The 24,691-nt window shown below is 64.4% G+C and carries 31 protein-coding genes and 1 tRNA gene; 15 read left to right on the top strand and 17 right to left on the bottom strand.

Annotated features, from left to right (window positions below; genetic code table 11):
• Positions 1–28: 28 nt before the first annotated feature.
• The 10 genes from ssb to AC1GI4_RS06035 are packed head-to-tail and all read right to left on the bottom strand — an operon-like array spanning position 29 to position 5,532.
• The gene (gene ssb, locus AC1GI4_RS06080) at positions 29–505 is read right to left on the bottom strand and encodes a single-stranded DNA-binding protein (RefSeq protein ID WP_375243460.1); all 477 of its coding nucleotides are present in this window, start codon (positions 503–505) and stop codon (positions 29–31) included.
• Positions 502–1,266 (bottom strand): Rha family transcriptional regulator, encoded by a 765-nt coding sequence (locus AC1GI4_RS06075; protein ID WP_375243459.1) that lies wholly within the window; start codon positions 1,264–1,266, stop codon positions 502–504. Before AC1GI4_RS06075 ends, ssb begins: the two co-directional genes overlap by 4 nt.
• A complete protein-coding gene (locus AC1GI4_RS06070; RefSeq protein ID WP_375243458.1) occupies positions 1,266–1,445 on the bottom strand; it encodes a hypothetical protein in 180 nt (59 codons plus the stop codon). The genes AC1GI4_RS06075 and AC1GI4_RS06070 overlap by 1 nt, the downstream gene beginning before the upstream one ends.
• Positions 1,442–2,179 (bottom strand): hypothetical protein, encoded by a 738-nt coding sequence (locus tag AC1GI4_RS06065; protein WP_479628933.1) that lies wholly within the window; start codon positions 2,177–2,179, stop codon positions 1,442–1,444. The genes AC1GI4_RS06070 and AC1GI4_RS06065 overlap by 4 nt, the downstream gene beginning before the upstream one ends.
• Before the next feature lie 4 nt (positions 2,180–2,183).
• A complete protein-coding gene (gene dnaN, locus AC1GI4_RS06060; protein ID WP_479628932.1) occupies positions 2,184–3,296 on the bottom strand; it encodes a DNA polymerase III subunit beta in 1,113 nt (370 codons plus the stop codon).
• On the bottom strand, positions 3,293–3,853 hold the full coding sequence (locus AC1GI4_RS06055) for a hypothetical protein (protein WP_375243455.1): 561 nt from the start codon (positions 3,851–3,853) through the stop codon (positions 3,293–3,295). Before AC1GI4_RS06055 ends, dnaN begins: the two co-directional genes overlap by 4 nt.
• On the bottom strand, positions 3,853–4,125 hold the full coding sequence (locus tag AC1GI4_RS06050) for a hypothetical protein (protein WP_375243454.1): 273 nt from the start codon (positions 4,123–4,125) through the stop codon (positions 3,853–3,855). The genes AC1GI4_RS06055 and AC1GI4_RS06050 overlap by 1 nt, the downstream gene beginning before the upstream one ends.
• Entirely contained in the window at positions 4,125–4,604 is a 480-nt protein-coding gene (locus tag AC1GI4_RS06045; protein ID WP_375243453.1) for a hypothetical protein, read from the bottom strand. Before AC1GI4_RS06045 ends, AC1GI4_RS06050 begins: the two co-directional genes overlap by 1 nt.
• A complete protein-coding gene (locus AC1GI4_RS06040) occupies positions 4,601–5,293 on the bottom strand; it encodes a hypothetical protein (protein WP_375243452.1) in 693 nt (230 codons plus the stop codon). Before AC1GI4_RS06040 ends, AC1GI4_RS06045 begins: the two co-directional genes overlap by 4 nt.
• Positions 5,290–5,532 (bottom strand): carph-isopro domain-containing protein, encoded by a 243-nt coding sequence (locus tag AC1GI4_RS06035; RefSeq protein WP_375243451.1) that lies wholly within the window; start codon positions 5,530–5,532, stop codon positions 5,290–5,292. The genes AC1GI4_RS06040 and AC1GI4_RS06035 overlap by 4 nt, the downstream gene beginning before the upstream one ends.
• Here AC1GI4_RS06035 and AC1GI4_RS06030 point away from each other — a divergent pair.
• From AC1GI4_RS06030 to AC1GI4_RS05985, 10 genes are all read left to right on the top strand, one after another.
• Complete coding sequence (locus AC1GI4_RS06030; protein ID WP_375243450.1) at positions 5,521–6,351, top strand: LexA family transcriptional regulator; 831 nt, start codon at positions 5,521–5,523, stop codon at positions 6,349–6,351. The two genes, AC1GI4_RS06035 and AC1GI4_RS06030, sit on opposite strands and share 12 nt — an antisense overlap.
• Positions 6,352–6,431: 80 nt before the next feature.
• The gene (locus tag AC1GI4_RS06025; protein ID WP_479628931.1) at positions 6,432–6,683 is read left to right on the top strand and encodes a hypothetical protein; all 252 of its coding nucleotides are present in this window, start codon (positions 6,432–6,434) and stop codon (positions 6,681–6,683) included.
• Positions 6,683–7,705, top strand: a complete 1,023-nt coding sequence (locus tag AC1GI4_RS06020; protein WP_375243448.1) for a hypothetical protein — start codon at positions 6,683–6,685, stop codon at positions 7,703–7,705. Before AC1GI4_RS06025 ends, AC1GI4_RS06020 begins: the two co-directional genes overlap by 1 nt.
• A complete protein-coding gene (locus AC1GI4_RS06015) occupies positions 7,705–8,166 on the top strand; it encodes a hypothetical protein (protein ID WP_375243447.1) in 462 nt (153 codons plus the stop codon). The genes AC1GI4_RS06020 and AC1GI4_RS06015 overlap by 1 nt, the downstream gene beginning before the upstream one ends.
• The gene (locus AC1GI4_RS06010; RefSeq protein ID WP_479628930.1) at positions 8,163–9,077 is read left to right on the top strand and encodes a hypothetical protein; all 915 of its coding nucleotides are present in this window, start codon (positions 8,163–8,165) and stop codon (positions 9,075–9,077) included. The genes AC1GI4_RS06015 and AC1GI4_RS06010 overlap by 4 nt, the downstream gene beginning before the upstream one ends.
• Before the next feature lie 2 nt (positions 9,078–9,079).
• On the top strand, positions 9,080–10,981 hold the full coding sequence (locus AC1GI4_RS06005) for a ParB/RepB/Spo0J family partition protein (protein ID WP_479628929.1): 1,902 nt from the start codon (positions 9,080–9,082) through the stop codon (positions 10,979–10,981).
• Positions 10,982–11,314: 333 nt separating this feature from the next.
• Entirely contained in the window at positions 11,315–11,494 is a 180-nt protein-coding gene (locus AC1GI4_RS06000; protein ID WP_479628928.1) for a hypothetical protein, read from the top strand.
• 11 nt (positions 11,495–11,505) lie between these two features.
• A complete protein-coding gene (locus tag AC1GI4_RS05995; protein WP_479628927.1) occupies positions 11,506–11,967 on the top strand; it encodes a hypothetical protein in 462 nt (153 codons plus the stop codon).
• Positions 11,968–12,008: 41 nt separating this feature from the next.
• Entirely contained in the window at positions 12,009–12,218 is a 210-nt protein-coding gene (locus tag AC1GI4_RS05990) for a hypothetical protein (protein ID WP_479628926.1), read from the top strand.
• Positions 12,219–12,223: 5 nt separating this feature from the next.
• Positions 12,224–13,273 carry a tyrosine-type recombinase/integrase gene (locus AC1GI4_RS05985; RefSeq protein WP_479630359.1) on the top strand — a complete coding sequence of 350 codons (1,050 nt, stop codon included), beginning with the start codon at positions 12,224–12,226 and terminating at the stop codon, positions 13,271–13,273.
• Positions 13,274–13,322: 49 nt separating this feature from the next.
• Here AC1GI4_RS05985 and AC1GI4_RS05980 read toward each other — a convergent pair whose 3' ends face one another.
• The 4 genes from AC1GI4_RS05980 to AC1GI4_RS05965 all read right to left on the bottom strand — a co-directional run bounded on the left by AC1GI4_RS05980 (position 13,323) and on the right by AC1GI4_RS05965 (position 15,876).
• Positions 13,323–13,784 carry a hypothetical protein gene (locus tag AC1GI4_RS05980; protein ID WP_479628925.1) on the bottom strand — a complete coding sequence of 154 codons (462 nt, stop codon included), beginning with the start codon at positions 13,782–13,784 and terminating at the stop codon, positions 13,323–13,325.
• Positions 13,777–14,058, bottom strand: a complete 282-nt coding sequence (locus AC1GI4_RS05975; RefSeq protein ID WP_479628924.1) for a hypothetical protein — start codon at positions 14,056–14,058, stop codon at positions 13,777–13,779. Before AC1GI4_RS05975 ends, AC1GI4_RS05980 begins: the two co-directional genes overlap by 8 nt.
• Positions 14,059–14,306: 248 nt before the next feature.
• A tRNA-Glu gene (locus AC1GI4_RS05970) sits at positions 14,307–14,381 on the bottom strand.
• A 121-nt stretch (positions 14,382–14,502) separates the two neighbouring features.
• Positions 14,503–15,876, bottom strand: coding sequence for a class II 3-deoxy-7-phosphoheptulonate synthase (locus AC1GI4_RS05965; protein ID WP_479628923.1), 1,374 nt, complete (start codon positions 15,874–15,876; stop codon positions 14,503–14,505).
• A 203-nt stretch (positions 15,877–16,079) separates the two neighbouring features.
• Between AC1GI4_RS05965 and AC1GI4_RS05960 the strand changes: the two genes are divergently transcribed.
• From AC1GI4_RS05960 to AC1GI4_RS05950, 3 genes are all read left to right on the top strand, one after another.
• On the top strand, positions 16,080–17,111 hold the full coding sequence (locus AC1GI4_RS05960) for a M48 family metalloprotease (RefSeq protein ID WP_479628922.1): 1,032 nt from the start codon (positions 16,080–16,082) through the stop codon (positions 17,109–17,111).
• 107 nt (positions 17,112–17,218) lie between these two features.
• On the top strand, positions 17,219–19,051 hold the full coding sequence (locus AC1GI4_RS05955; RefSeq protein WP_479628921.1) for a methyl-accepting chemotaxis protein: 1,833 nt from the start codon (positions 17,219–17,221) through the stop codon (positions 19,049–19,051).
• A 320-nt stretch (positions 19,052–19,371) separates the two neighbouring features.
• Positions 19,372–19,686: a hypothetical protein gene (locus AC1GI4_RS05950; protein WP_294272352.1), complete on the top strand. Its 315-nt coding sequence runs from the start codon at positions 19,372–19,374 to the stop codon at positions 19,684–19,686.
• A gap of 145 nt (positions 19,687–19,831) precedes the next feature.
• On the opposite strand, the gene cysS is transcribed toward AC1GI4_RS05950, so the two are convergent.
• Positions 19,832–21,277, bottom strand: coding sequence for a cysteine--tRNA ligase (gene cysS, locus AC1GI4_RS05945; protein WP_479628920.1), 1,446 nt, complete (start codon positions 21,275–21,277; stop codon positions 19,832–19,834).
• 388 nt (positions 21,278–21,665) lie between these two features.
• Here cysS and rpsU point away from each other — a divergent pair, with 388 nt between their 5' ends.
• On the top strand, positions 21,666–21,872 hold the full coding sequence (rpsU, locus tag AC1GI4_RS05940; RefSeq protein ID WP_007404630.1) for a 30S ribosomal protein S21: 207 nt from the start codon (positions 21,666–21,668) through the stop codon (positions 21,870–21,872).
• Positions 21,873–22,017: 145 nt separating this feature from the next.
• Complete coding sequence (locus AC1GI4_RS05935; RefSeq protein ID WP_294271479.1) at positions 22,018–22,590, top strand: FKBP-type peptidyl-prolyl cis-trans isomerase; 573 nt, start codon at positions 22,018–22,020, stop codon at positions 22,588–22,590.
• A gap of 934 nt (positions 22,591–23,524) precedes the next feature.
• Here the strand turns inward: AC1GI4_RS05935 and AC1GI4_RS05930 are convergent.
• Positions 23,525–23,797, bottom strand: a complete 273-nt coding sequence (locus AC1GI4_RS05930) for a hypothetical protein (protein WP_294271484.1) — start codon at positions 23,795–23,797, stop codon at positions 23,525–23,527.
• Positions 23,798–23,958: 161 nt separating this feature from the next.
• Entirely contained in the window at positions 23,959–24,663 is a 705-nt protein-coding gene (locus AC1GI4_RS05925) for a metallophosphoesterase family protein (RefSeq protein WP_479628919.1), read from the bottom strand.
• Positions 24,664–24,691: the final 28 nt, after the last annotated feature.

The raw sequence follows: 24,691 nt of genomic DNA, 5'->3' as shown, positions 1-24,691 counted from the left end.
AGCCGCGCCGATCGGCGCGCATTCGACGTCAGAAGGGGACGTCGTCGTCCAGGTCGTCGGTGAAGCCGCCGCCACCGAAACCGCCACCATCGCCTGCGCCCGAAGACGTGCCGCCCTGCGCCCCGCCGGCCGACCGGCTGCCGCGCTGGCCACCATCGGCCCCGTCGAGCAGGACCAGCTTCGCGGAGAAGCCCTGAAGCGTCACCTCGGTCGAATAGCGGTCATTGCCCTGCTGGTCCTGCCACTTGCGAGTGGTCAACGCGCCCTCGACATAGACCTTCGATCCCTTGCGCAGGAACCGCTCGGCCACGCCGACCAGCCCATCGTTGAAGATCTTGACCGTGTGCCATTCGACCTTTTCCTTGCGCTCGCCGCTGTTGCGATCCTTCCACGTCTCCGACGTCGCGATGCGCAGCTCGGCCACCTTGCCGCCGTTCTGGAAAGACCGGACTTCGGGATCGCGCCCAAGATTGCCGACCAAGATGACCTTGTTGACGCTGCTCATGAAACCTCCTGCGCCCTCAGGCGAATGCCGCAGCGCTGCATGGCGCTGCTCTTGAAACTGTCGACGCCCATGCGCGTCAGATTCCGGCCGAAGCTGGTCATCGACATCGGGGGCACGCCCTGGTCCCGGCACCAATGGCGGAAATCCTCGAACAGCCAGGCCATCGGGGTCCGCGCGCCCTCGACCCATTCCAGCCGCTCCGTCGACCAGCCGCGGACGATCGACGACACCGTCACATCCATGCCGATGATGGTGGACGGCTGATCCTGCCCGAACACGTCGGGCAGACCTGCGACCGCCCAGGCATGCCGGGCCACCGGGCACCGCTTAGCCATCTGCGCCGCGCGCACGAACGCGATGGCGTTCCGCATCCGGTCATGATCCTCCATGATTGACGAGACAGGCGGTGCCGCAAGCGCGGTCTCTTCCGCCGCCATCGCCGCGAGGCGCTGCTCCAGCTGCTCGAACGCGTCGTAGAAGGCGATGCGGAAATCCAGCGCGCGGTCACCCTTGAAGCCACCGACCAGCACGACGAACCCCTTGCGGGTCATCGTGTAATAATGGGTGTCGCGCTGGCCGCCTTTGCCCGTATCGACCTGTGTGATCTTAAGCCGAAAAGTCGGCTCAAGATCAGGGCGCCGTGCAAGCAGATCGCGGATAGCCTCCAGAACATGCTTGTGCTGCCGGCCGAATGCCTCAGCGACATTCCTGCTGTCTGTTACGACTGCGCCGCTCTCGATGCATACAAGATCCTGCACCATCAGGCGTTCCTGTGGGGGGAGCGCAAACGGCGCTGGAACACGATCGTAACGGTAGGATCTGCCGCGACCATGCGCTCACTTTTGAGCGCATGGTCACCCGCCATGGTCACGATCACCGCCCCGGCTGCGCGCAGATCGACGCCTCCGCAGCCCGGCGTGCATATGATGGTCGCCTTCATGACAGCCCCACTGCGCTGCGAACCTTCGCCAGCGCCTCCTCCGCCGCGATGGCCCGCTGTTCCAGCGCCGTAGCCTGCTGCGCTGCCGTGCGCAGCTGCTCTTCCGCCTGGGCCAGCGCAGGGTTGGGCCGCTCCTCCGCCAGCCGCCGCGCCAATTCGCTGACCAGCTCATGGGCTTCGATATCCTCCAGGGCGGGGACAGCCTGCACAATGGGCGCAGCCGCGACCTTGCCCAGCGCCTGGTCCAGCAGCTCCAGCGTGGCCCGGTTGTACGGGGTGCCGTCCGCCGTGCGCCGCTTCAACTCTTCCAGCACGTCACCGGACACGACGACGGTGACGGACTTCGACAGCGTTTTGGTCATGGGTTCGACTTTCAAAGGGGCCGCCGGGCTGGCGGCCGAGGAGGGGGAAGGGCGCTTGGCGATTGCCATGATCTTGGCGACGGCCTGTCCGACCACGGGATCGTCCTTGACGATGCTCGGCATCGGCCGCGTGGCCGTCGACGCGCCGGACCGCACGCGACCCAAAAGGATCCGGCGATCGGCGCCATAGCCGCCCTGGACGGTGATGCTGCCCGCGTCCGCGAGCTCGGCAAGCAGCGTGCGCGCATGCTCGGTCGAGGAGAAGCCGAACGCATGGCAGATCGCCGCATCGTCCGGCACCGCGACGCCTTCATTGGCGCAGCGCTCGATCCAGTCGAGCATCTGCTGGCGATGGATTTTGGCGTGCCCCATCGCCTCAGATCCGCGACGGCATGATGACGAAGACCGCGCTGGCGTCCTCGCGATCACGCCAGAGGACCGGCCCGGCCGGATCGCTGAACAGCGCCTCGACCGAGTCCGCCGTCAACTGGCCGAGCGTATCGAGCAGATACTTGCTGTTGAAGCCGATCTCCATCGGCTGCGCCGACCAGCTGCACGGCACCTCTTCACGCGCCTCGCCTTTCTCGGCCGACGTCACCGTGATGACCAGCAGATCACGCGCGAACGACAGCTTGACGACACGCGTCTTGTCCGTCGCCACCGTGACCACGCGGCCGATCGCCGCGACCAGCGCGTCGCGATCGATATCCAGCCGGTGCGGATTGGCGATCGGAATGATCCGCGCATAGTCCGGGTACTGCCCGTCGATGGTCTTGCCGGTGACGGTCGTATCGCCCATCTCGAATCGCAGCAGCCGCTGGGTGACGGTCATCAGGACCTCGCCTTCGTGGCGGTCGAGCAGCCCGGACAGCAGCTTGGTCAGCTTGCGCGGGATGATGGTGTCGGGCATGCCGTCCGCACCATCCGGCAAGGCGATGATGCCACGCGCCAGCCGATGCCCATCCGTCGTCGCGAAGCGCAGGTCCTGACCATCCGGAGCGTGCATGAAGATGCCGTTCAGATAATAGCGCGTCTCTTCGGTGCTGATCGCGTGACTGACGACCCCGATCGCGCCGCCCAGGTAGATTGACTGCATGCTGAACTCGCACGCATCCCGTGCCACCGCCTGCATGATCGGAAAGTCATCGGCTGCCAGCGTCGGCAGTTGGAACCGCGACCGTCCGGCCGACACGGTCAGCTTGCCGTCCGCCAGCTTGATCTTTGCCTCGGCATCCGCCGGCAATTTGGATGCGATCCTGTCGAGGATCGCCGCCTCGACGGTGATGCGGAACGGCTCGGCTTGAGCAAGCGGCACCCGCCGCTGCACCATCAGGTCCAGATCGGTCCCCGTCACCGTCAGCGATTGATGATCAACCGTCAGCAGGACGTTGGACAGGACCAGCACCGTGCAGCGAGCCTCGACGACGCCGACGACATCCTTCAGGACGCCGCGCAAGGTCGCGACCTCGATCTCGAACGAACCATTCATTTGGCAAACCCCGTCATGGCGCCCGTTGCGATGATGTAGATCCGGCGGTTTGTCGGGGCGGGCGCGCCGACGATGCGGATGAGATTGGCTTCGACCATCGCCGCCAGGACGGCAGGGATGGCGGCCCGCGCGAGCCCCGCCCGCTCCGCCAGCTGGCGGTCAGTCGGGCATGGCCGCCCCGACGAAGCGAACCGGGTCAGCACCGGCAGCAGTGCGTCGACGCTGGCGGCTTCATGCTCGATGATCAGGGCGGCCGGCGCGCGCAGGACGTCGCGCACCGGCCTGGTCAGCGGTGATGGCTTGCTCGTGCGCGTCGCGGTGTAGTTGAACAGGGTCGGGTCCAGCTTGGAGCGCGGACGCGTCAGGCAGACCAGGTCACGCTCTGCCAGATCGAGCATCCGCTTTTTGCCCGCCGACCCAATCGGCAGCGTGGCGCGCGTCGCGTACAGGAAGGTGTCGCCCGCCTTGGCGACCCGCATCCACGCGTCGATCCGCTCGGGGGAGGCGACCACGCCCGGCGCTTCGTCCAGCGCGTGGATCGCAGGTACAGTTGCCATCACGCCGCCAGCGCCTCCGGCACCCGGTCGAACCAGCCGGTGCGCGCCGCGCGCTGGAACATTGCGGCGGTCACGCCCATCAGCGTCGACAGGCGGGCGCCGATGCGCAGGCCGGGGACGAGATCGCCGTCGACGATCCGCTGCACCCATTCCTCCGAGATCTCCAGCGCCTCCGCCGCCTGGGCAACGCCGCCCGGCAGGATCATCACCCATTGCGCGACCCGGCGCGCGCCTTCGCTCGACGGCACCGCCATCAGATGCAACTTCCGCATCAATCCTCTCCCTCCAGAGTTTCGAGCGCCGCCCGCATCGTCATCGCGATGCTGACCACGTCATCCAGTTCCTTGATGGCCCGCCGCGCGGCCGCAGCGCGCACGGCGGGATTGTCGTCCACGGCCGTGCAGCACTCGACCGCGGCCTGGGTCAGCTCGCTGCTTTCGCGCGCCTTGGCGGCCAGCAGCATCAACAGATCCTCACGTGTCGCCTGACGTTCGGGCAGCGGCACGAAGACGCCGCCCATGGCCGTGCACAGTTCACGCGTGATATGCGGCCACCCGGTACGGTCCCGCGCCAGCGGCTCCAGGTCGAATACGACGTCCAGCGCGATGAAGACGTCCGGCCGCCGGTAATTCTGTGCGTCCGACAGCGTCGACTTGCCGACCCGGCAGAACCCGGCCGCCGCCTCGACACCACCGACACCTTTGATCATCTCCGCCGTCGCGCGCTTAAGGTTCAGCAGCTCGGGGGTCATGCGCGTGGGCTCCCGGCTTCGCTTGCGCCGCGCCGGATATTCGCCAAGAACAGCTCGGCGTGACCGGGGAACCGCGACCGCTGGAACAGCGCCCAAGCGGGATCGGTGAAGTCATGTTCGATGATGAGGAAGAATGCGGCCCAATCGCGTGCAAGAAGTGCCGCAAAAAGTTCAGTGTGCCGTTCAGCTGGCTGGAACATGTCGCGGTCTACGACATCGACTGCCCCCATTGCTGGACCTGCAACACCTACGATCACGGGCCAGTAAAGCAGCGACTCGATGAATTCGTGGAACGCAAGATACGGGAACGCGACGCCGCCGACCGAGACGCGGCCGCCTCCGACAAGGACGACATCGACGACGACGAGGAGCTCGAATAGCGCGTCACCCAATGCCTTGGCGGGGACGAGATTGGGTGCATCAACCTCGACGACGCGCAGCGACTTGCCGCCCGCCATCCAGATCGGATCGACGCGTCCATGCTTGGGATAGGCCGTGGCATAGTCAGTGCGGATGCTCGACGCCGTGGTGATGCGCGCGTGACGCGCCCGCATAAGCGGCTCGACGCGCGGCTCGCCATGCGGCCCACGCACGACGTTCAGCGTCGTCGTATAGTCTAGGTGACCGTCCGGCCGCTGGGCCGAGGGCAACACCCGGCCGCCCAGTTCAACAATATGACGCGCGGTCATGCCGACACCCGGTCGGAAAGTTCATCCGCCTTTCCGAATGACGGTGATGGCGAGCAGATCGTACTGTTCGGGTTATGAACGCACACGCGCCCAAGAGGGAACACGATATCCTCGGCTGTGACCGGGAGGCCAAGCTCTTCGGCTTTCTGGAGTACGGACGCCTGCTTGTGGGCGGGGATGCGGCCGCACGTCTTCCAGCTCTGAACAGTGGAAGGGGGCTCTGAAAGATGATCAGCCATCGGCCGAACCCCGGCGAACTTATCGAAGAGCGTCGTCATATCGACGCTATGTGCGACAGTTTCGCACAGAGAGCAACGATTAAATCGCACAGACACTGTGCGAGTTTTTCGTCACAAGACGCAATGGAACATGGCATCCCCGTAACGACTCGCCTTAAGTCCTTGAGAGAGCATGCGGAACTGACTGTCCGCGCCTTGGCGGACGCTCTTGGCATGCCTCCCAGCACCTACGCTGCGTATGAGGATCCAAAAAAATTCAAAAAGCCAGCTATCCCCATTCCCTTGGCAGAAAAGCTGGCCGACATATTTTTCGAAAACGGCATTGCACGAGAAGCGACGCTCGCGCTTGCTGGTATCAAGGCTGATGGCTCCCTAGAGCAAAGTCCAGAAATACTTGCCGCTAGGCTTGACGCGGTAATGTTGCCAGAATTGGATGTTAGCTATTCCATGGGTGGTGGATCAGACGTGTCTGATTATCCCGAAGTGCAATCGGTGCCATTTAGTCGAGCATGGCTCCGCAGTTTGACGCAATCTCCAGCTTCGGCACTCTTTGTGGCGCGGGGCGACGGTGACTCAATGACGCCCACCCTAATGGATCAGGATATAGTCATAATCGATCGATCCCAGAAGACTATGCGTCAGCAGGATCGGATTTGGGCCGTATCTTATGGTGGCTTTGGAATGATCAAACGGCTGCGGGCGCTTCCAGACGGATCCTTGCAGATCAACAGCGATAATCCGGCCGTCAGTCCAATAGTCGCGGTAGATGGAGAGGCGTTTATCATCGGGCGGGTGGTGGCCATCGTGCGGCGGATCTAGCGCACAAGATGTGCGAAAATATCGTTTGACCTTGTGCGAAAACATCGCACATAAGGCCTCACCCGCCGCATCCAGCGGCGATGGAGGCCATCGTGCACCGATATTCAACCGACCTTTCGGCACGCGTCCACCGTTGGCGCGCCGCCCCGCATGCGCTCCCGATCGTCGTCCGCGACCACCATGCGGCACGCTCTGACGATCCGATCCTACCGCCCGATCCCGAGCCTCACGACGACGGCCCGAACGGCGCGTTCCTTGGGCTGCTCTGTGCTGCGCTGGTCTACATCGCGGCCGGCATCGCCATCGGCCTCCGCACGGCGGGGAGGATCTGATGCCCCAGACCGTGATCTATGGCCCGCCCGCCACCGGCAAGACCTTCCACGCTGCCGCATTCGCCAAGCTGTACGGTTGCGACTGTGTCGCAGACGATCACGGCGGGCGCGGTGGGAAGTCCTTCCGGCCCATAACGGCCGAAAGCGCTCTCATACTCTCGACTTCGGAGCCGGCCGACCTCCGGAAGCGCTATCCGACCGCTACGCTGGTCCGGATCGACGCGGCGCGTTCTGCGCTTGGACTGGATCCCGCACCGGTCGATGGTTTCAAGCCGCCCTATCACGACAAGGCTGCGCGTCCGCCGGTAGAGAGCGCGATCCCCGAAATCGACCTGGATGCCGACACTGTTCGCAAGACCCTCGCGCAGCTGCCGGGCGGCTTCACCCTGACCGAGGCGGCCGAAGCTCTGTCCATGAACGCTCCGCATCGAACGCTGCGGGATCTGGTCATGAACGCGGGCTTCCAACCGTTCATGGAGCGCCGCGGCCACGCCAACACGCGGTGCTACTATCCAATCAGCAAAGAAGCCCGGGCCGCTGCCGACAAGGCAAGGTCTGTGGTAGCCGCGATCCCCACCCCGGCCTGCACCGCGATGCTGTCTCATGCCCGCGTGTCGGAGCTGTTGGACTACGCCAGCGTCTATGGTGAGTTCGACGAGAACACACCGGTCGGCACGCGATCCAGTCATGGGACGGTCCTGACCGAGGGGCAACTGCATGCCATCATCGCCTATCGGAAAGTGCTATGCCTCATGCCGGTCGAAGCCGGAGCGCCGGCGATCACGGCTGAGCAGGATCGGCGCAATCGTATGGCGGCGTGCCCCTGCGCCTGCCACGAAAGCCGGTGCGGCAGCGACATCGAGGCGGCACGGTATACGCTCGCATTGCTGGAGCGGTGCCAAGATCCCGGCACGGCCGGGTTCATTGAAGATCTCGTGGATCAAGCCGGACCTTCGTTCGTCAGCGAGGCGCTGGCCCGGCTCGACCGCGCTACAAAGCTGGACGAGGAGGTGCCGTTCTGATGCGCGCCTTCTACTACAGCACGACGCCCGCGTTCGAGGATGCCGAGTTTTGGTTCGGCCCGCACCCGACGCGGGAGGAGGCGGCCACCGCTGCCGCCGCGCGCTTCCCGGACGTCGGCTTCTGGACCGCCCAGGCGGAGCCCCAAGCCAACGAGCTCGACATCTTCACCCCCGCGATGGCAACGGAGGGCGGCCCCATCGCCGACGCGTTCGCGGCCCGGAACGAAGAGACGTTCGGTGAGGACGGGCAGGGCGGCCCGACTTGGTGGACCCAGGACGCCATCGCTGTCCTGATCAAGCGCCTCAACTACCAGTTCGCCGCCTGGGCGACCGAGCACGGTTATCAGCGCGGCTGGATGCTCGACATCCACGATGAGAAATGGACGCCACCCACGCCTAGGACTGCGCCCGCGCGTCGTCCTGTCCTGACCCTCTTCTGCACACAGGAGCGAGCGGCATGACCGACCAGCACCATTTGATATCTGATAGCACGAAGCTGGAGGTAACGCGGACAGCGCGAGGCTTCGCAGTCGCGCGTGGCGTAGACCGCTATGCAGCGCCTTACAGCATCCAAGATAGCTCGCTTGCCGAAGAGGCTGCGATCTGGCTGGGCAGCGATGCGGATACGGGTGGCCGCGCGCATCTTACCCAGGACATGGCCGCTAGCCTCGTTCCGCTTTTGCAAGCGTTCGTTGCGACGGGATCGATCGCGGGTTCCGCGGATACTATCGCCGCCCCGCCTGCGGTGGATCGGGAAGCGGTGGACTTCCTGCACCAACTGCGCCGCGTGAACACTGAGCGGTATGAGGCATGGGTTGAGGGTGCCGACGCCGGTATCATGTTCGACGCGCTCGAGCTGGGCGGCGAAGTCGGCGAGCTGCTGAACGTCGTCAAGAAGCTCGAGCGGGAGGAACGCGGCTGGCGCGGATCGCGCGCGAAGCCTGCGGATTTCGCGGACGAGTGCGCAGATGTCCTGATCTGCCTCGACAAGCTGGCGCGCCGCCGTGGCGTTGATCTAATCGCCGCGACGATCGCGAAGTTCAACGCGACCAGCGACAAAGTCGGTCTGCCGCACAAGCTCTCCACCCTCTCCGCAGACGCGATCCGCCAGAGGGAGGGGTGGCAAAGCATCGAAACGGCACCGCGCGATGGGACGTGGTTCATCGCCGATGGTGGTGGGCTGGATCGCCCGACGCCGATGAAGTGGTGCGAGCGCGTCGGCGCATGGGAAGCCGATTCCGTGATGCTGGAGGATTGGGACCAGCAGGCGGAGGGATATAGCCGACCGCTGTTCTGGTTCGCGATGCCTGACCGTCCCGCCACCCCCGCTTCTCATGCCAGCGGCGTGACCGCGACAACCAAGGAATCCTGATCATGGCTACGAACGTTGCCGACGCCGGTACGCCGGCCAAGAAGTCGCGCGCCCGCAAGGCGGTCGCTGATACGACGACTACGCCGATCGCGGCCGTCGCACCGACCAACATCACCACCATTCCCTTCGGTCGCCTGAAGCGCGCACCGGAGAACGTCCGCCGCACGGACATCGCGGCCGACGTCGAAAGCCTCGCCGACGACATCGCCGCGCACGGGTTGCTCCAGTCGCTGATCGGCTATGCCGGCGCGACGAAGATCGATGCCCAGGTGGTCTACATCGTCGGCGGTGGTCGACGCCTCCAGGCGCTTGACCTGCTGCGCGAGCGCGGGACGATTGACGAAGCATGGCCCGTCCCGGTGCTGATCCGCCCGGAGGCGGACGCGATCGAGCTGTCGTTGTCGGAGAACCTTGCCCGTCGCGACATGAACCCGGCGGATGAGTTCACCGCCTTCGCGGCGCTCATGGCGCCAGGCGCGCTGTCGACCAACGATCTTGCCAAGCGGTTCGGCTTTACCGAGACATACATCAAGCAGCGCCTCCGGCTGGCGGCTCTTGCCCCGGTCGTGCTGGACGCGCTGCGCGACGGTAAGCTCAGCCTGGGCTTCGCGCTGGAATATGCGAAGTATCCAGACCCCGACCTTCAGGCGAAGGTCTTTCACGGGTTGCAGCGCGGTCCCACCTACAATCGTGACAATCTGTGGAGCCTGCGCGCCGCCCTGTCCTCCGAGCAGCTGACGGAAGACGATGCGATTTTCCGCTTCATTGATCGCGAAACCTATGAGCGGGAAGGGGGCGGCTATGTGGAGGACCTGTTCTCCGAGCTCCAGGAGGGGCAGGGCCGCAAGCTGACCCACGGTCCGCTCGCACGGCAGATCGCCGAGCGCTGCCTCCAGTTCCAAGCCGAGCGCGTCCTGTTACAGGCCAAGAACGAATATCCCTCCATCACCGGATATGTCGTGCCCGGGTCGCTGGTGATCGAGGGTAACGCCTCAGCCCCGGCCGGCTATGCGGCGATCACGGGTGGATGGGACAGTCAGCTGGGCCAGCATGTCAGCGTGGACGCTTGCTGGAAGCGTGCGCTGGAACTAGGGGCCCCCATCCAGGTCGTCATCGGGATCGAGCGCGAGAAGCCGATCGGGGAAGACGATGACGGGTCGCCACTCGGCTATGTCAGCGGATGGGACCGGACCCGCTTCTACGTCGCCAAGGACATGAAGAAGCAGGTGCTGCCCAAGAAGCAGACCGAATATGGCGGCAAGGTCCTGACCGAGGAGGAGCGGATCGCTCAGGAGATAGAGCGCGACGGTCGCATCTGGGCAGCACGTCTCGCTGGGCCGAAAATTTCGGACATCCCCGGGTTCGCGGGCCGGACTTTCTATGACGACAACTGGCTCGACATGCACCGCGTGCTGCCGGGCGACCCTGTCAGTGGGAATCGCACGCCGTCATTCACCGTCCGCGTGTTCGTGACCGAGGACGAGATCGCGGCGCACCTCGACGCTGGCAAGGCTAAGGCGGTCGAAGTGCGGGAAGCCCGGGAAGCCGCGAAGGTTGCGCGCGAGGAGCAGAAGCAGGCGGCCGAGCAGCAGCGTCAGGACGCCTTCGCCACCATCATGGCAGAGATCCGCGCCTTGAGCGAAGAGCCCGCCGTCGTCATGGCGGCGATGTACGAGGAGGACGAGCCAACCGCATGGTATCGGTGGGCAAGCGGGGACTATTACGACTTCGTGGAATGGCATCCCGACGCCGGCGATGCGATGGGCACCGACGGGCTGGAAGGTCTATTCGATACGGCCGTGATCCTCACGGCATGGTATGCGACGTTCGACGAGTTCGAGGCAGCGCACGCTACGACAGCTGCCGCCTCTCCCGATAGCGACGGGGGAGAGCAGAATGGTTAAGGCACCCTCGAAGGCGTGCATCGTATGCGGCCGCCCTGTGCCGCGTCGCATGGACTATGTCCAAGTTAGCCCGCCATCCAATCGCAATGGCGCGGACCATCTAGCCAGGGTTCACGAAGACCTTCGGTCTTTGGCTGACTGCCGACGGCATACAAACTTGCCGTTCATCATATCAAGCCGCCGGGACAAGCAAGGGTACATTCGTTCTTTCAACGCCTGGGACGGCGAGAGCTACATGAACCAAGGCGTCTTTTGCACTAAACGCTGCGCCGAAGCTCAGGGCTATGCCTCAGCCCAGGCTGGCCATCGATTTAGGTGGAAGCGGGGTGTCGAATGAACCCGCAGGATCCTGCGGCCCAGCTGGTCGGCTGGCTGGGCAAGAGGGCAGCCGAAGCCATCGTTGCCCGAGCGATTGAGCCGATTGCTAAGCGTGCCAGCCGACGTCTGGCACGGCAGATCGGGCATGCGGCCATCGTCGGGGCGAAGCACCGCGTCATGGGTCGTCGTTCGTGACGCGGCCGCCCATGACCTTCGTCGGCAACGGTCCGTATCCGCGTCGCCGTGGCGATTGGGCGGACCTCGGCCGCACGGCCGTGCAGCTGCTGTCGGAACGCGAGAGGGGCTATCCTGCCATGATCGCCGCTCAGAAGCTGGACCAGGCGCTCGCCGACGCGCGGATCCGCGTCATGCGCGCGGTAGTCGCGATCTGGCGCGCGGTCTTGAACGATGAGGCTCTGCCGGAGCCGAACGACTTCCAGGCGCGCTTCGGCGCGACCTGGGAGGAGATGCGCGAGGATTTGGACCGAGCGGCCGCGCGCGCGCGGGAGCTGGCGCGCAGACAACGCGACAACCGCGATGCGGCCGTGCAGGCCGAACTGGTCGAGGCACTGGCATGGCAGCATCAGCCGGTGTGCGCAGGCTCCGGCCCGCACATCTGGCTGTCGCATGACTATCAACAGTGGGAGAGAAGGAGGGCGGCCTCGTGAAAGCGGAGGTCCTTCAGCGCTTGCCGGATTGGCCAGCGCGCATGACGGCTGATATCGCGGCCGTCTACATGTCCGTGTCGAAATCGACCTTCCTTACGCGCTTCGGCGCGATCGGGGTCAAGGAAGGCGCCGACGTATTCTGGGCGCGCGCGCAGCTCGATCGACACATTGCCAAGCAGTTCAGCATCAAGCAGCCTCGCGCGCAGGCGCGTAGCGAGGACGGCGATAGCTCATGGGACGACTTTCGTTGAAGAATGTGACAGAGCGGCCGCGCGGATCTGGCAATCTCTATTTCCGCCGCAAGGTCAGCGGCAAGGATACCTATATCCGTCTGCCCGATGCCGACGCGCCTGAATTTCATCTGGAGTACAAACGCCTTTCGGCTCCGGACACGACGCGCAGGGTCAGTGCGCCCGGCTCGATCGCCGCACTTGTAGAGCTGTATCGCGCCAATCCGGAATTCCAGGCGCTGGAGATGAGTACCCGGATTAATCAGTCGCGCTATCTCGACTTGATCGTCCAGGAAGTCGGCGACCGATCGGTGAAGGGCATCCGCCCGATGCACATTTATACGATGCGGGACCGGATGGCGGAGACGCCCGGCAAGGCGAACGCATGGCTGAGCGTGATGCGCTCGCTGCTGGCCTATGGGACACGCCTCGATATGCGCGCCGACAATCCTGCATCCGGTATCAAGCGGCTGGAGCTGGGCGAGCATGAGCCGTGGCCTGCGGATCTGTTGGCGGTAGCGCTGGAGAAGGCCACGCCGATGACCCGCCTTGCGATCGTCACCGGCCTATGCTCGGGTCAGCGCGTTAGCGACTGCATCCGCATGCAGTACGGCTGGATCGAGGGCGGCATCATGGAGCTGTCGCAGAAGAAGACCGGCAAGGCTGTCGCGATACCGATGCATGGGTTCTGGCTAAGCGAGCTGAAGAAGCTGCCGCGCAGTGCCACGACGCTGCTGTACGAGCGTAGCGGCGCGCCCTTCAAGACGACTGGCGCCATCCAGGCGCGACTACGCGATCTCATGGCGGACAAGGACGTGCGACAGGTTCACGCCGATCTTGTCGCGCGCGAATTGATCGCACCGGACGCCAGCTTCTCGTTCCACGGCCTGCGCAAGAACGCATGCTGCTACCTGCTGGAGCTCGGCTTGAGCGACACCGAAACGGGATCAATCCTCGGGATGTCGAGCGAGATGGTGCGCCATTACGGCAAGCGCGCTCGCGCACTGATGATCGCCAAAAATGCGGCTGAACGGGTTACGAACGGGGCCATCGTACCCATTGCGCGAGCCCGTTGACACGAGCGAAGCACGGCCTTTCAACTTAGCGAATTGAGGCTCGCATCTCTTACTTGATATAAGCCCTAGCGATCACGCCAAGGATAACGATCGCAATTGCAAAAAGGCCACCAAAGACCCACATCGCACCTTTGACAAAAGCGACTTTTTTGCCGATTTCGACAAGGTCACTTTTGGCTTCTTTGACGTCATCCTTAATATCGTCAACCGATGCCTTGAAGTCTGTAAGTCGCTCTTTAACATCGGCGTAGTTTGTAGCCAGCGATTCTTTAAGCGTCGTTAGGTTTCGCTCAGCCGTTTGGGATGCACTTGTTGCGTGTCGGTCAGCATTCTTTTCGAGCGCAGCCGCCATCTTCTCAACCGATGTCGATAGGTTGTCGACACGTTCCGTGAGCTTTGCCACTTCCCACATAACAAACCGAATGTTGTTAGTGGGGTGAAGCTCGGTTGGTTCAACCTGTGGAAACTCTTCTGGATCAGAGGGTCCCGGAAGGCGCGTGTTGTTAGCCAAGCGGCGCGCCCTCCCAGTTGCTCTTTATCCACGTCCAAATTGCTGGGTTGGCGCGCCCATAATAGGAGCTAACTTCTGTAACCACGGCAGTGCCGAATTCTGCATTAGGCGATATGCCAAGTTCTGAGCAGAGGTCCATCGCCGTGCCTCGGAACGCCATCAGCCAAACGCCAACGCTAAGCGGGTAGGACGGGTGGCCCACCGAAGCAATTTTGGCAGCAAGCGTCCCTGAAGGGCCACTCGCGTTCTGCTGGACGATGACGAAGATGCTCATGCTGTGACTCTCATCCACGCCTAAATGTTAGTTTTACGTTACTAGCGCAATAGCCACTCTAACGTTCCAACAATCGCCCGGCGGCTTGAGTCCCCACAGCAGCACGTTTCGATGGCGTCGAAGCCAATCGAAAAGTGTCGAGCGTCACTAAAGCGGAGAGCGGCAAAATTGGTGGGGGGGCAAATTGAAGGGTTTTGCGGGGGCAAATTGCCCGACCCAGTGCAACAAAAACCGCAGTTTTCTGCGGCTGGTGACCCCTACGAGAATCGAACTCGTGTTTTCGCCGTGAGAGGGCGACGTCCTAACCGCTAGACGAAGGGGCCGTGCAGTGGAGGGGCGCTAGTAGCGGGGGTGGCGTGGGGCGTCAAGCGACTTCCCGCGTGAGACGTGATAAAAGTGAGGAGGGCGGGGCGACAGGGTGTCGTCCCGCCCTCTTCGTGCCGATCAGGCCGCGTCCTTGCGGCGTTCGGCCATTTCCTCGTTGAGCATCTCGGCCAGCAGGAAGGCCAGTTCCAGGCTCTGGCCCGCATTCAGGCGCGGGTCGCAATGCGTGTGGTAGCGGTCGGCCAGCGACTGCTCGGTCACGTCGATCGCGCCGCCGGTGCATTCGGTCACGTTCTGGCCGGTCATCTCGGCATGGATGCCGCCTGCATGGGTGCCCTCGGCGCGGTGGACGGCGAAGAAGCCGCGTACTTCGGCCAGGATGCGTTCGAAGGGACGCGTCTTGTAGCCGGTCGCCGCCTTGATCGTGTTGCCGTGCATCGGGTCGCAGGACCAAACGACCGGATGCCCCTCGCGCGTGACGGCGCGGACGAGCTTGGGCAGATGCGCCTCGATCTTGTCATGGCCGTAGCGGGTGATGAGCGTCATGCGGCCCGGGACACGACCGGGGTTCAGCGTGTCGAGCATCCGCAGCAGCGCCTCGGGCTCCAGGCTCGGCCCGCACTTCACGCCGATCGGGTTGCCGATGCCGCGCAGGAACTCGACATGCGACGAGCCCTCGAACCGGGTGCGGTCGCCGATCCACAGGAAGTGCGCCGAGGTGTCGTACCAGTCGCCGGTCAGCGAATCCTGACGGGTCAGCGCCTGCTCATAGGGCAGCAGCAGCGCCTCGTGGCTGGTGTAGAAGCTGGTCTGCGCCAGCTGCGGGACCGACGCGGGGTCGATGCCGCAGGCCGCCATGAAGTCGAGCGCCTCGCCGATGCGGTCGGCCATCTCGCTATATTTCTGTGCCCAGGGGCTGCGGCCCATGAAGTCATGGGTCCAGCGGTGCACTTGGTGCAGATTGGCATAGCCGCCCTGGGCGAAGGCGCGCAGCAGGTTCAGCGTCGCGGCCGACTGCGCATAGGAACGCAGCATCCGCTGGGGGTCGGGCACGCGTGCCTCGGGGGTGAAGGCGATGTCGTTGACATTGTCGCCGCGATAGCTGGGCAGCTCGACGCCGCCGACGACCTCGGTATCGGCCGAGCGCGGCTTGGCGAACTGGCCCGCCATGCGGCCGAGCTTCACCACCGGCAGCTTCGATGCCCAGGTGAGCACGACTGCCATCTGGAGGATGACGCGGAAGGTGTCGCGGATGTTGTTCGCGCTATGCTCGGCAAAGCTCTCGGCGCAATCGCCGCCCTGGAGCAGGAAACCGCGGCCCGCCGCCACTTCGGCCAGTTCGGCGGTCAGGCTGCGCGCCTCGCCCGCAAAGACCAGCGGCGGATAGGTCGCCAGCGTCTTCGTCGCGGCGTCCAGCGCATTCTGGTCGGGATAGCGGGGAAGCTGGCGCGCTTCGGCATTCGTCCAGCTGTCGGGGGCCCAGTTCGCGGCCATGATCGTCCTGCTCTTTCGTCTTCTTTGGTTTCGACCATCGCCCATGCGCCGATTCGACCCCATACGCAATGAAGTTGGCGTTTGAGGCCCCCAAGTCGCCTGCTTTGTTGCGCCTGATACGAGTTTGCGCCGAATGGTGGCCGATTGCGGCGACCGGCTTTGCGGATTTGCGGATTTGCGGCTGAGGCGGTAGCGGAGGCGCGATGTCGCGTGCTTCCATCCTGTCGTCGGCGGTCGTCGCCCTGTCCGCCTTCTTGCTGTCGGTGCCGGATCGGGCCCCCGCCGCGCCGATGGTGTCGGTCGAGAACACCGACGACACCGCGCTGTTCGGGGCGATGCGCGATGCCGATCTGCGGTTGGCGACGATCGCATGGAGGCTGGCGACGGCGAACGCGGCGATCTGTCCCGACCGGGCGCCGACGCCGGGCATCGTCGTTCATGCGATCGATCAATATGATCCGGGCGTGCGCAAGCAGCTGCCCGCGATCTTCGGTTTCGAAGGACCTGTCGCGGTCGAGGCGGTGGTGCCGGGCAGCGCGGCAGCCAAGGCCGGGGTGCAGGCCAACGATACGATCGCGGCGGTCGACGGCAAGCCCTTCGTCGTCAACCCGGCAGGCGCGTCACAGGCGAACACCGCGACCCGCGACGCGGCTCAGCGCCAGATCGCGGCCGAGCCCGCCGACCGACCGCTGCGGCTGACCGTGCTGCGTCATGGTCAGCGGCGCGAGGTGACGGTCGCGGCACAGCCCGGTTGCCGGTCGCGCTTCGAGATGCTGATGGGCCCGGGCCTGACCGCCTCGGCGGACGGCGACATCGTCCAGATCGGTTCGCGCTTCTTTGAACGGTTCGACGATCGGATGATCGCGGTCGTCGTCGGGCATGAGTTCTCGCACAATATCCTGCATCACCGCGACAGGCTGGACGCGGCAGGGGTGAAGCGTGGCCTGTTGTCCGAATTCGGGCGCAACGGGCGCCTGTTCCGCCAGACCGAGACCGAGGCCGATCTGCTGGGCGTCGTCCTGATGCGCAATGCCGGTTACGATCCGCAGGATGCGGTGCGTTTCTGGCGCGAACATGGTGGCGAGGTCGATGGCGGTATCTTCCGAAGCCGCACGCATCCATCCTCCTCGGCGCGCGCGGATGCGGTCGCGGCCGAGATCGCGGCGATCCCGGCCGGTGCGCCGATACCGTATCGGCCGCCGCTGCTCGACCAGGCGGGGACTTCGCTAAAATAGGTTAAAATGTAACGGCTTAACCAACCGTTTGCAGTTGAAGGCATATTGCTGATCGAATTCGCGGGGCACGATGGCTCGCGTGATCGGGAATCGCCATGTTTTCATCCTTGCCCATACCGAAAAAGATCGGTCTGTCCTTCGCCCTCGTCATCGTGACGGTGCTCGTCATGATCTGCGTCTTGTGGTGGGCTTTTGCGCGCATCCAGACGACGACGGCACAAAGCAGCCATGCTCAGGACATCTATGGCTATACGCTGGAGATGGAGGGCGGGGTTCAGCGTGAAAACAGCCAGATGCGCGGTTTCCTGATTACCTTGGACGAAGCCTATCTGAAGCAATATCGCGAGTCGCGTGCGAACGAGATCGAGGCAGCGGCCAAGCTCGACGCGCTGCTGGCCGACGATCCCAAGGCGCGCGCGCAGGTCGCCCAGTCGCACGAGCGTATGCAGGAATGGCGTCGTGACGTCGGCGATCCGCTGATCGAACGCAGTCGTGCCGACCGCGAGGGCGCGCAGGCCTGGCTTCGCCAGAACAGCGAGCGCGTCCGCGTCACCTCCGTGCTCCAGGCGCTGCGGGACGTACGGGCGCAGACCGTGGAACAGTTGAGCATCGTGCGCGGGGCACGCAAGACCGCCGTGGCGACCGGGCAGTGGAGCCTGATCGTCGGTGGCTTGATGATGATCGGCGTCGCGGTGGCGATGGCGATGCTGCTGGCGCGGGCGCTGGGGCGGCCGATCGTCCGGTTGACCGGGATCATGGATGAACTGTCGCGTGGCCGTAACGACATTACGGTACCCGACGCCGAACGGGGCGACGAACTGGGCAGCATGTCGCGCGCCGTGGTCGTGTTTCGCGATGCCGCCGTCGCCAAGGCGCGCGCGGATGCCGAACAGAATGATGTGATCGGCCGGATCGGCGGGGCTTTGGGCCAGCTGGCCGACTCCGACCTGACCACCCGGCTGTCCGGCTTTCCGCCCTCCTATGCCGCGATCGAGCGGGACTTCAACACGGCGGTCTCGCGCCTGTCGGGTTCGCTGGCGGCGGTGCGGGTCAACGCCTCCGGTATTACCAGCGGCGTGGTGGAAATGAACGAAGCCGCCGATGATCTCGCCCGCCGGGCCGAGCAGCAGGCGGCCAGTATCGAGGAAACCTCGGCCGCGATGAACGAGATCGCCCAGTCGGTGACGGCCGCGGCGACCAAGGCCCAGTCGGCCGAGGGCATCGTCCGCAAGGCGAGTAGCGACGTCGCCAATAGCGAGGCGATCGTGCGCAAAACCGTCTCGGCGATCGGCGACATCGAGCGCTCGTCGAACGAAATTGCCGAGATCATCGCGGTGATCGACGGCCTGTCCTTCCAGACGAACCTGCTGGCACTGAACGCAGGCGTCGAGGCGGCCCGTGCGGGCGACGCGGGCAAGGGCTTTGCCGTCGTCGCCTCCGAAGTGCGGGCGCTCGCCGAACGTTCGGCCGAGGCGGCACGCGACATCAGCGCACGGATCACGACCACGGTCGAGCGGGTGCGCAGCGGCGTGGAACTGGCCAACAAGACCGACGAGTCGCTGCGCCTAATCGCCACGGGCATGCAGAACATCAGCGGGCTGGTCGAATCGATCGCGGGTGGCGCATCCGAGCAGGCGACCAGCATCCAGCAGGTCAATCTGGCGATCAACGACATGGACGGCGTGACCCAGGCCAATGCCGCGATGGTCGAGGAAGTCACCGCCGCCGTCCGCGCGCTGTCCGCCGAAACCCGGGCGCTGGAGCAGCAGATCAACCGTTTCCGCGTCGACGATACGGGGATGGCACCGACCGCACCCATCGTGTCGATGCGCCGCGCGGCCCCGTCTGCGCCTGCGCCCGCTCCAATGCGGCGTGCCCCAAGCCCGGTGCAGGGCAACCTCGCCATAAAGCAGGACGAAGACGACTGGAGCAGTTTCTGACTCCGTCCTGATCCCGCAGGTCGGCTCATTAGATCGTGATGACATTGCATTGAATCGACGCAAGCCCCTCCCCTTCAGGGGAGGGGTTGGGGTGGGGCCTCGCCATAGGCCTCACGCTTGCGGAAGCGCCCCACCCCCGGCCCCTCCCCTGAAGGGGAGGGGTGAGTCCATCTCATGTCATCTTGCTCTAAAAGGCCCGCAATCTCCCTCTCGGCGGATTGCGGGCCTTTTCGCATTTTGACACGGTGGCAGGTGCCTTGTGCATGTCGGGGCGCGATGCGGGGATTGTAAGTCGCGGCCTGCCGGGGCAAGCGGCAAGCATGGATATTCCCCAACGCTATGCCGATTTCATCCAGTGGATCGGCGACGGTACCGGCATGGCCGACAGCCTGTTGCACGTCCATGCGGGCATGGCGGTGCTGTTCCTGGCGCGCATCCTGACCCGCAAGTCGCTATCGACCCCGATTCCGCTCGCCTGCGTCGCGCTGGCCGAGGCGGGGAACGAGATCCTCGACCGGCTGCATTACGGATCGTGGCGCTGGGACGATACGTTGGGTGACATCGCCAACACGATGTTCTGGCCGACCGTGCTGTTCATCGGCCTGAGGATGCGATCGCCGCGCGGACGCCGCTGAACGGTATTTCGACAATTCCTCCCCTTGCAGGGGAGGGGGGCCATCCGCAAGATGGTGGAGGGGTGTCCCCGCCATCGATAGCGGGACACCCCTCCGTCTGGCCTTCGGCCTGCCACCTCCCCTGCCAGGGGAGGAATGGATATTTTCAACCCTCCGGCAGTACCGGCTTCCAGTCCCAGCCCAGCGGATCGCCGTCCATCACTTCGACTCCGGCGGCGAGCAGCGTGTCGCGAATCGCATCGCTTTTCGCAAAATCCTTGTTCGCGCGGGCCGCGCGTCGCTCGACCAGCTTTGCTTCGATGTCCGCCTCATTCAGCGTAGCGCTCTTGGGCCGGGTACGCAGGTCGACGCGGGTCAGCGTCGTCAGCTGCAGCCCCAGCGTCGCATCGAAATCGGCCAGCGCGGCGAGTCGCACGCCCGGCGAGAGCTTCTTGTCGCCCAGCATCTCATCCAGCACCGGCAGCGCGCGCGGCGTCGCCAAGTCGTCCGACAATGCGGCATCGAGCCGCTCGCGATAGGCGGCCGCATCGCCCTTTTCCGGCGCGTCGGCGCGGGCGCGAAGCCCCTCGACCGTCTGGACCAGCCGCTTGAGGCGCACTTGCGCGGCGGCCAGCCCGTCCCAGCCGAATTCCATCTCCGAGCGGTACTGCGCCTGAAGGCACATCAGGCGATAGGCCAGCGGGTGGAAGCCCCGATCCATCAGCGCCTGCAGCGTCAGGAACTCACCCGACGACTTGGACATCTTGCCGGTGCGGTCGACTAGGAAGTTGTTGTGCATCCAGATATTGGCGCCGCTGTCGGCGGTGCAGCTATGCGCCTGGTTCTGCGCGATCTCATTGGGGTGATGGATTTCGCGGTGGTCGATGCCGCCGGTATGGATGTCGAACTGAGAGCCCAGATATTGCTTGCTCATCACCGAGCATTCCAGATGCCAGCCGGGTGCGCCGGGGCCCCAAGGGCTGTCCCATTCCATCTGGCGATTCTCGCCCGGCGCGGAGGCGCGCCAGATGGCGAAGTCGGCCGGGTGTCGCTTGCCCGCGACCGGATCGATCCGACTCTCGCCCTCGTCGTCCTGGTGGCGTGCGAGGCGGCCATAATCGGGCACCGTCGTCACGTCGAAATACAGCCCGTCGGGCAGGCGATAGCAATGCCTGGCCTCGATCGCCTTGGCGAAGTCGATCATCTGCGGGACATGCTCGGTCGCCAGCGGAAAACGGGTCGGCTCGGCGATGCCCAGGTCCTTCAGATTCTGCTTGAAGGCGGACGTGTAATGCGCGGCGATCGCCCAGATATCCTGACCGCTCTTCTTCGCGGCGGCCTCCATCTTGTCGTCGCCCGCATCCGCGTCGGAGGTCAGATGGCCGACATCGGTGATGTTGATGATGTGGGTGAGCGGCCAGCCCTTCCACCGCAACACGCGCGACAGCGTGTCGGTGAAGACATAGGCGCGCAGGTTTCCGATATGCGCATAATTATAGACGGTCGGCCCGCAGGAATAGACGCGCACATTCGCCGGATCGATCGGCCGGAACGGTTCGGCCGTGCGGGTCAGGCTGTTATAGAGGGTCAGCGGGGTGGCGGGTGCAGTCATGGCGCCTGCCTTAGCTATGTCGGCTGCGGCCCGAAAGAGGCCCCGGTTCGGCGGGTACCGAACCGGGGGTGACGCGGTGACAGGGGAGGCACCGTGCCGTTTCGTTCCTGAACCTCAAAGGCCCATGAACATGTCAGGGTGCCCGGCATACGGGAGTTAGCCGGACAGCAACGCTTTTAGTTTGGGCCGGATCACCGCAGCATGGCCGCCACATGACAAGGCTGTTCATATCGTGACGGCAAACGACGAAGCGAGGACGCCGGGCGGCGGAGCGATTTGCGATGCGACGGGTTGTATTCGGCCGACCGCGCTGCTAGGAGCGCCCGACGATGCGGCCACAGTTGTTCTGCGGCCGCTTTATCCTGTTTTGCCGGAGCAATTCGTTTTTATGCAGATCATCGTTCGCGACAACAATGTGGATCAGGCCCTTCGCGCGCTCAAGAAGAAGCTGCAGCGGGAAGGCGTGTATCGCGAAATGAAGCTCCGTCGCCACTACGAGAAGCCCTCGGAAAAGCGCGCTCGTGAGCGTGCCGCGGCCGTGCGTCGTGCTCGCAAGCTGGAGCGCAAGCGCGCCGAGCGCGACGGCGCCCGGTAAGCGTCTCGCCGGATGGCGCCATGCCCCTTTGCCTCCGGCGAAGGGAATGGCGCGATCCGGCATCGGCCGACTCGCGTAAGGCGATTCGGCCTGCGCTTGGAGCGCTTTATTCTCTGAACGCCCACGCACAGAGCGAGAAACAGGCATGTCCGTAACCGCTGTCCCCCTTCGTCCCGTCCGGCGTTCCTATCTGGTCTGGATATGGGTTGCGGTGGTGGCGGCCGTCGTCGTCGCCGCTCTGCTGGCGCGTCAGGGCGATGCCGCCCTGGTGCGCGAAGCGCGCGGCCCGGGTGTCACGACGACCGCGTCGGGCCTCCAGTATAAGGTGATCGCACCGGGTCAGGGCGGGCCGCACCCAACCGCCACCGACGTGGCGCTGGTCAACTATACCGGCCGCCTGATCGACGGCACCGTCTTCGACGCCTCGAAGCAGCCGACGCCGATGCCGCTGTCGAGCGTGCTGCCGGGCTTCGCCGAAGCCCTCAAGCTGATGCCCAAGGGTTCGAAGTATCGTTTCTGGCTGCCTGCCAAGCTCGGCTATGGCGATCACGCGAACGGCCCGATCCCGGCCAATTCGGAACTGGTGTTCGATGTCGAGATGATCGACTTCATCCCCGAATCGGTTCTACGGCAGATGCAGGCGCAGCAGTCGATGATGGGTGGAGCCGGCCCTGGCGGAATGCCCGGCGGTGCTCCCGGCGCACCGTCGCCCCGCTAAGGCGCATTCGCCAACAACGTTTCCGATCGGATCGAGATCGCCGGAGCCCCCAGGGGTCCGGCGATTTTGCGTTGTGGAATTGGTGGCGGGAATGAGTATCCGCCAGCCACAGGCATAAGGGGAGAGCGTAAGCCCCGACGCGGACCTGGGCCGGACCGATCGTCATGTCATGCCTTCCCTTTGCATGGGAGGTGGCAGGCCGAAGCCCTGACGGAGGGGTGTCCCGGTCGGAGAGCTTGGATCTGCCCTTGCGGGCACCTCTCCACTATCCTTTGGAGGATCTCGTTCCCCTTCAACGACTCCACTGCGAAACTCCCTCTTCACCATCCCGGCGAAGGCCGGGATTCAGTCGCGGGGCGACTGTAAGTTACTCTTATGGTTACCCAACTGGGCTCCGGCCTTCGCCGGGGTGGTATATGTTCCTGGGCGACGTGCCGACTTTCGCAGAGGAATCCTTCAGGGGAGGATGGCGGGGAGAGGGGCTTTATGGCACGTGTGCAGCCCGTGGCGAGGCCCCACCCCAACCCCTCCCCTGAAGGGGAGGGGCTCTCCTTGGTTCAACGCAACGTCATCACAGTCTAGAGGGGCGATTACAGGTCGCCGTGGGCTTGTCTGGTGGCTGTAGCAGGCAAGGAAGGGTCAGTTGCCCGATGGACGTCGCGAGGCATATTCCTGCGTCTGGCGAGTCCAAAGGCCGTTATCTAAACGATGCCTGTGCAATCATCGGGCTGACCGTGCCCCCCGTTCGGGCGTAGCGTAGCAATCCAGATCGGGGCCGAGGCGTCTTGGTCGGGAAGGGCGCGGGTGCCGGGCGACGCAGACTCGCGCGGGTTGGGCCGCTATGCCTCCCAGCCAAAATCGAACCATCTCCGCCGGGCAAAAAAAATAGCGGCCCGAAGACCGCTATTCCTTTCAGCCGTGAGGCTGAAGCAACTTAGTTGCTGTCGGCGTTGTCGTCCGAATCGGCGACCACGACGATACCGGCAACAACCGCAGCAGCCGCCAGAACGGCGACGAGGATGCCACCGCCGGCCAGGCCGTTCTTCTTGGCGGTCGGAGCCGAAGCGCGAACCGACTTCGAAACCGAAAGGCTGGCAGCCGGGTTCGCAGCCATCGCCGGAGCGACGGTCATCGAAACGGCGGCAGCGGCGACGAGAAACTTCCCAAGACGCATGTCGAACTCCCTTAAAATTGTCAGCAGGGCCATGGCACGCAGATCGTCCCAAGGCAACCCCACCAACGAGCATGGGACAGTTATGCTCCCACACTGATGCGGCAATGCAACATTACTTTACCGCTTTGCGGCTATACGTTGCTTTGCCGACAAACGGAATGCCCCGACAAACGTTTCGGCTCAGTAAAGAGACGTCAGGTGGAAAAAATCTCGCGCGCCTGATCTTCCAGCATCAGCGCGGTCAGGCGGTCGCTATGATAGGCGCCGGTGTCGATCCCGATTCGATGTGGCAGGATTTCTGCCTCTTCCGCCACGGTATGGCCATGCACCACCATCTTTTCGAGCGGAGCGCGGTGGTCGAGAAAAGGGTCGCGAATCCAGCGCGTTTCGGCCAGCTTCTGGTCGGCGATCGGGATGCCGGGGCGGACGCCTGCATGGACGAACGCATAGTCCCCCAGGATCATGATTTCCTTCAGACCCCCCAGGAACGCGCGATGTTCGGGGGGGACGACGGCGTTCAGTCGCTCGACGACCTCCGCATAGTCCAAACGCTCATAGTCTTCGGCCGTGACGCCGTAGCTCAGCATGGTCTCGCGGCCACCGATTCGGCAGAACAAGCGAAGCGCCTTGTCGTCGCCGTCGATCGCCCGCAGGAAAATCTCTTCGTGATTGCCCATGATGCAGTGAATTTGCGGATCACGAGCGCATAGTCCGCGAATCCGCTCCACCACGCCCGCCGAATCGGGCCCGCGATCGACGAGATCGCCCAGGAAGATGATATGCCGGTCGGCGGGGGGACGGGCGGCATGGTCCGCGTCGATCCGGGTCAGGATGGCATCGAGCAAATCCAGACGGCCATGAATGTCGCCGACGGCATAGACCCGCAGGCCGGGCTCCATGGCAGGTACGAAATCAGGAACGCGCTTT

This window comes from Sphingomonas sp. 77B, assembly GCF_056497825.1.
Note: the sequence above shows the minus strand (reverse complement) of the source record. Positions and strands in the feature narration are given on the sequence as shown.

What these genes read in the sequence shown, in the direction of transcription:
- AC1GI4_RS05950 (WP_294272352.1), top strand. Translation starts at nt 19,372, where the DNA reads ATGGATATTCCCCAACGCTATGCCGATTTCATCCAGTGGATCGGCGAC.
- AC1GI4_RS06005 (WP_479628929.1), top strand. Translation starts at nt 9,080, where the DNA reads ATGGCTACGAACGTTGCCGACGCCGGTACGCCGGCCAAGAAGTCGCGC.
- AC1GI4_RS05935 (WP_294271479.1), top strand. Translation starts at nt 22,018, where the DNA reads ATGTCCGTAACCGCTGTCCCCCTTCGTCCCGTCCGGCGTTCCTATCTG.
- AC1GI4_RS05975 (WP_479628924.1), bottom strand. Translation starts at nt 14,058, where the DNA reads ATGAGCATCTTCGTCATCGTCCAGCAGAACGCGAGTGGCCCTTCAGGG.
- AC1GI4_RS06000 (WP_479628928.1), top strand. Translation starts at nt 11,315, where the DNA reads ATGAACCCGCAGGATCCTGCGGCCCAGCTGGTCGGCTGGCTGGGCAAG.
- dnaN (WP_479628932.1), bottom strand. Translation starts at nt 3,296, where the DNA reads ATGAATGGTTCGTTCGAGATCGAGGTCGCGACCTTGCGCGGCGTCCTG.
- AC1GI4_RS05925 (WP_479628919.1), bottom strand. Translation starts at nt 24,663, where the DNA reads ATGGAGCCCGGCCTGCGGGTCTATGCCGTCGGCGACATTCATGGCCGT.
- AC1GI4_RS06070 (WP_375243458.1), bottom strand. Translation starts at nt 1,445, where the DNA reads ATGAAGGCGACCATCATATGCACGCCGGGCTGCGGAGGCGTCGATCTG.
- ssb (WP_375243460.1), bottom strand. Translation starts at nt 505, where the DNA reads ATGAGCAGCGTCAACAAGGTCATCTTGGTCGGCAATCTTGGGCGCGAT.
- AC1GI4_RS06045 (WP_375243453.1), bottom strand. Translation starts at nt 4,604, where the DNA reads ATGACCCCCGAGCTGCTGAACCTTAAGCGCGCGACGGCGGAGATGATC.
- AC1GI4_RS05930 (WP_294271484.1), bottom strand. Translation starts at nt 23,797, where the DNA reads ATGGCCCTGCTGACAATTTTAAGGGAGTTCGACATGCGTCTTGGGAAG.
- AC1GI4_RS06010 (WP_479628930.1), top strand. Translation starts at nt 8,163, where the DNA reads ATGACCGACCAGCACCATTTGATATCTGATAGCACGAAGCTGGAGGTA.
- AC1GI4_RS06040 (WP_375243452.1), bottom strand. Translation starts at nt 5,293, where the DNA reads ATGACCGCGCGTCATATTGTTGAACTGGGCGGCCGGGTGTTGCCCTCG.
- AC1GI4_RS06025 (WP_479628931.1), top strand. Translation starts at nt 6,432, where the DNA reads ATGGAGGCCATCGTGCACCGATATTCAACCGACCTTTCGGCACGCGTC.
- cysS (WP_479628920.1), bottom strand. Translation starts at nt 21,277, where the DNA reads ATGACTGCACCCGCCACCCCGCTGACCCTCTATAACAGCCTGACCCGC.
- AC1GI4_RS05960 (WP_479628922.1), top strand. Translation starts at nt 16,080, where the DNA reads ATGTCGCGTGCTTCCATCCTGTCGTCGGCGGTCGTCGCCCTGTCCGCC.
- AC1GI4_RS06065 (WP_479628933.1), bottom strand. Translation starts at nt 2,179, where the DNA reads ATGGGGCACGCCAAAATCCATCGCCAGCAGATGCTCGACTGGATCGAG.
- AC1GI4_RS06035 (WP_375243451.1), bottom strand. Translation starts at nt 5,532, where the DNA reads ATGGCTGATCATCTTTCAGAGCCCCCTTCCACTGTTCAGAGCTGGAAG.
- AC1GI4_RS06015 (WP_375243447.1), top strand. Translation starts at nt 7,705, where the DNA reads ATGCGCGCCTTCTACTACAGCACGACGCCCGCGTTCGAGGATGCCGAG.
- AC1GI4_RS05965 (WP_479628923.1), bottom strand. Translation starts at nt 15,876, where the DNA reads ATGGCCGCGAACTGGGCCCCCGACAGCTGGACGAATGCCGAAGCGCGC.
- AC1GI4_RS06050 (WP_375243454.1), bottom strand. Translation starts at nt 4,125, where the DNA reads ATGCGGAAGTTGCATCTGATGGCGGTGCCGTCGAGCGAAGGCGCGCGC.
- rpsU (WP_007404630.1), top strand. Translation starts at nt 21,666, where the DNA reads ATGCAGATCATCGTTCGCGACAACAATGTGGATCAGGCCCTTCGCGCG.
- AC1GI4_RS05995 (WP_479628927.1), top strand. Translation starts at nt 11,506, where the DNA reads ATGACCTTCGTCGGCAACGGTCCGTATCCGCGTCGCCGTGGCGATTGG.
- AC1GI4_RS06020 (WP_375243448.1), top strand. Translation starts at nt 6,683, where the DNA reads ATGCCCCAGACCGTGATCTATGGCCCGCCCGCCACCGGCAAGACCTTC.
- AC1GI4_RS06055 (WP_375243455.1), bottom strand. Translation starts at nt 3,853, where the DNA reads ATGGCAACTGTACCTGCGATCCACGCGCTGGACGAAGCGCCGGGCGTG.
- AC1GI4_RS06030 (WP_375243450.1), top strand. Translation starts at nt 5,521, where the DNA reads ATGATCAGCCATCGGCCGAACCCCGGCGAACTTATCGAAGAGCGTCGT.
- AC1GI4_RS05990 (WP_479628926.1), top strand. Translation starts at nt 12,009, where the DNA reads ATGACGGCTGATATCGCGGCCGTCTACATGTCCGTGTCGAAATCGACC.
- AC1GI4_RS06075 (WP_375243459.1), bottom strand. Translation starts at nt 1,266, where the DNA reads ATGGTGCAGGATCTTGTATGCATCGAGAGCGGCGCAGTCGTAACAGAC.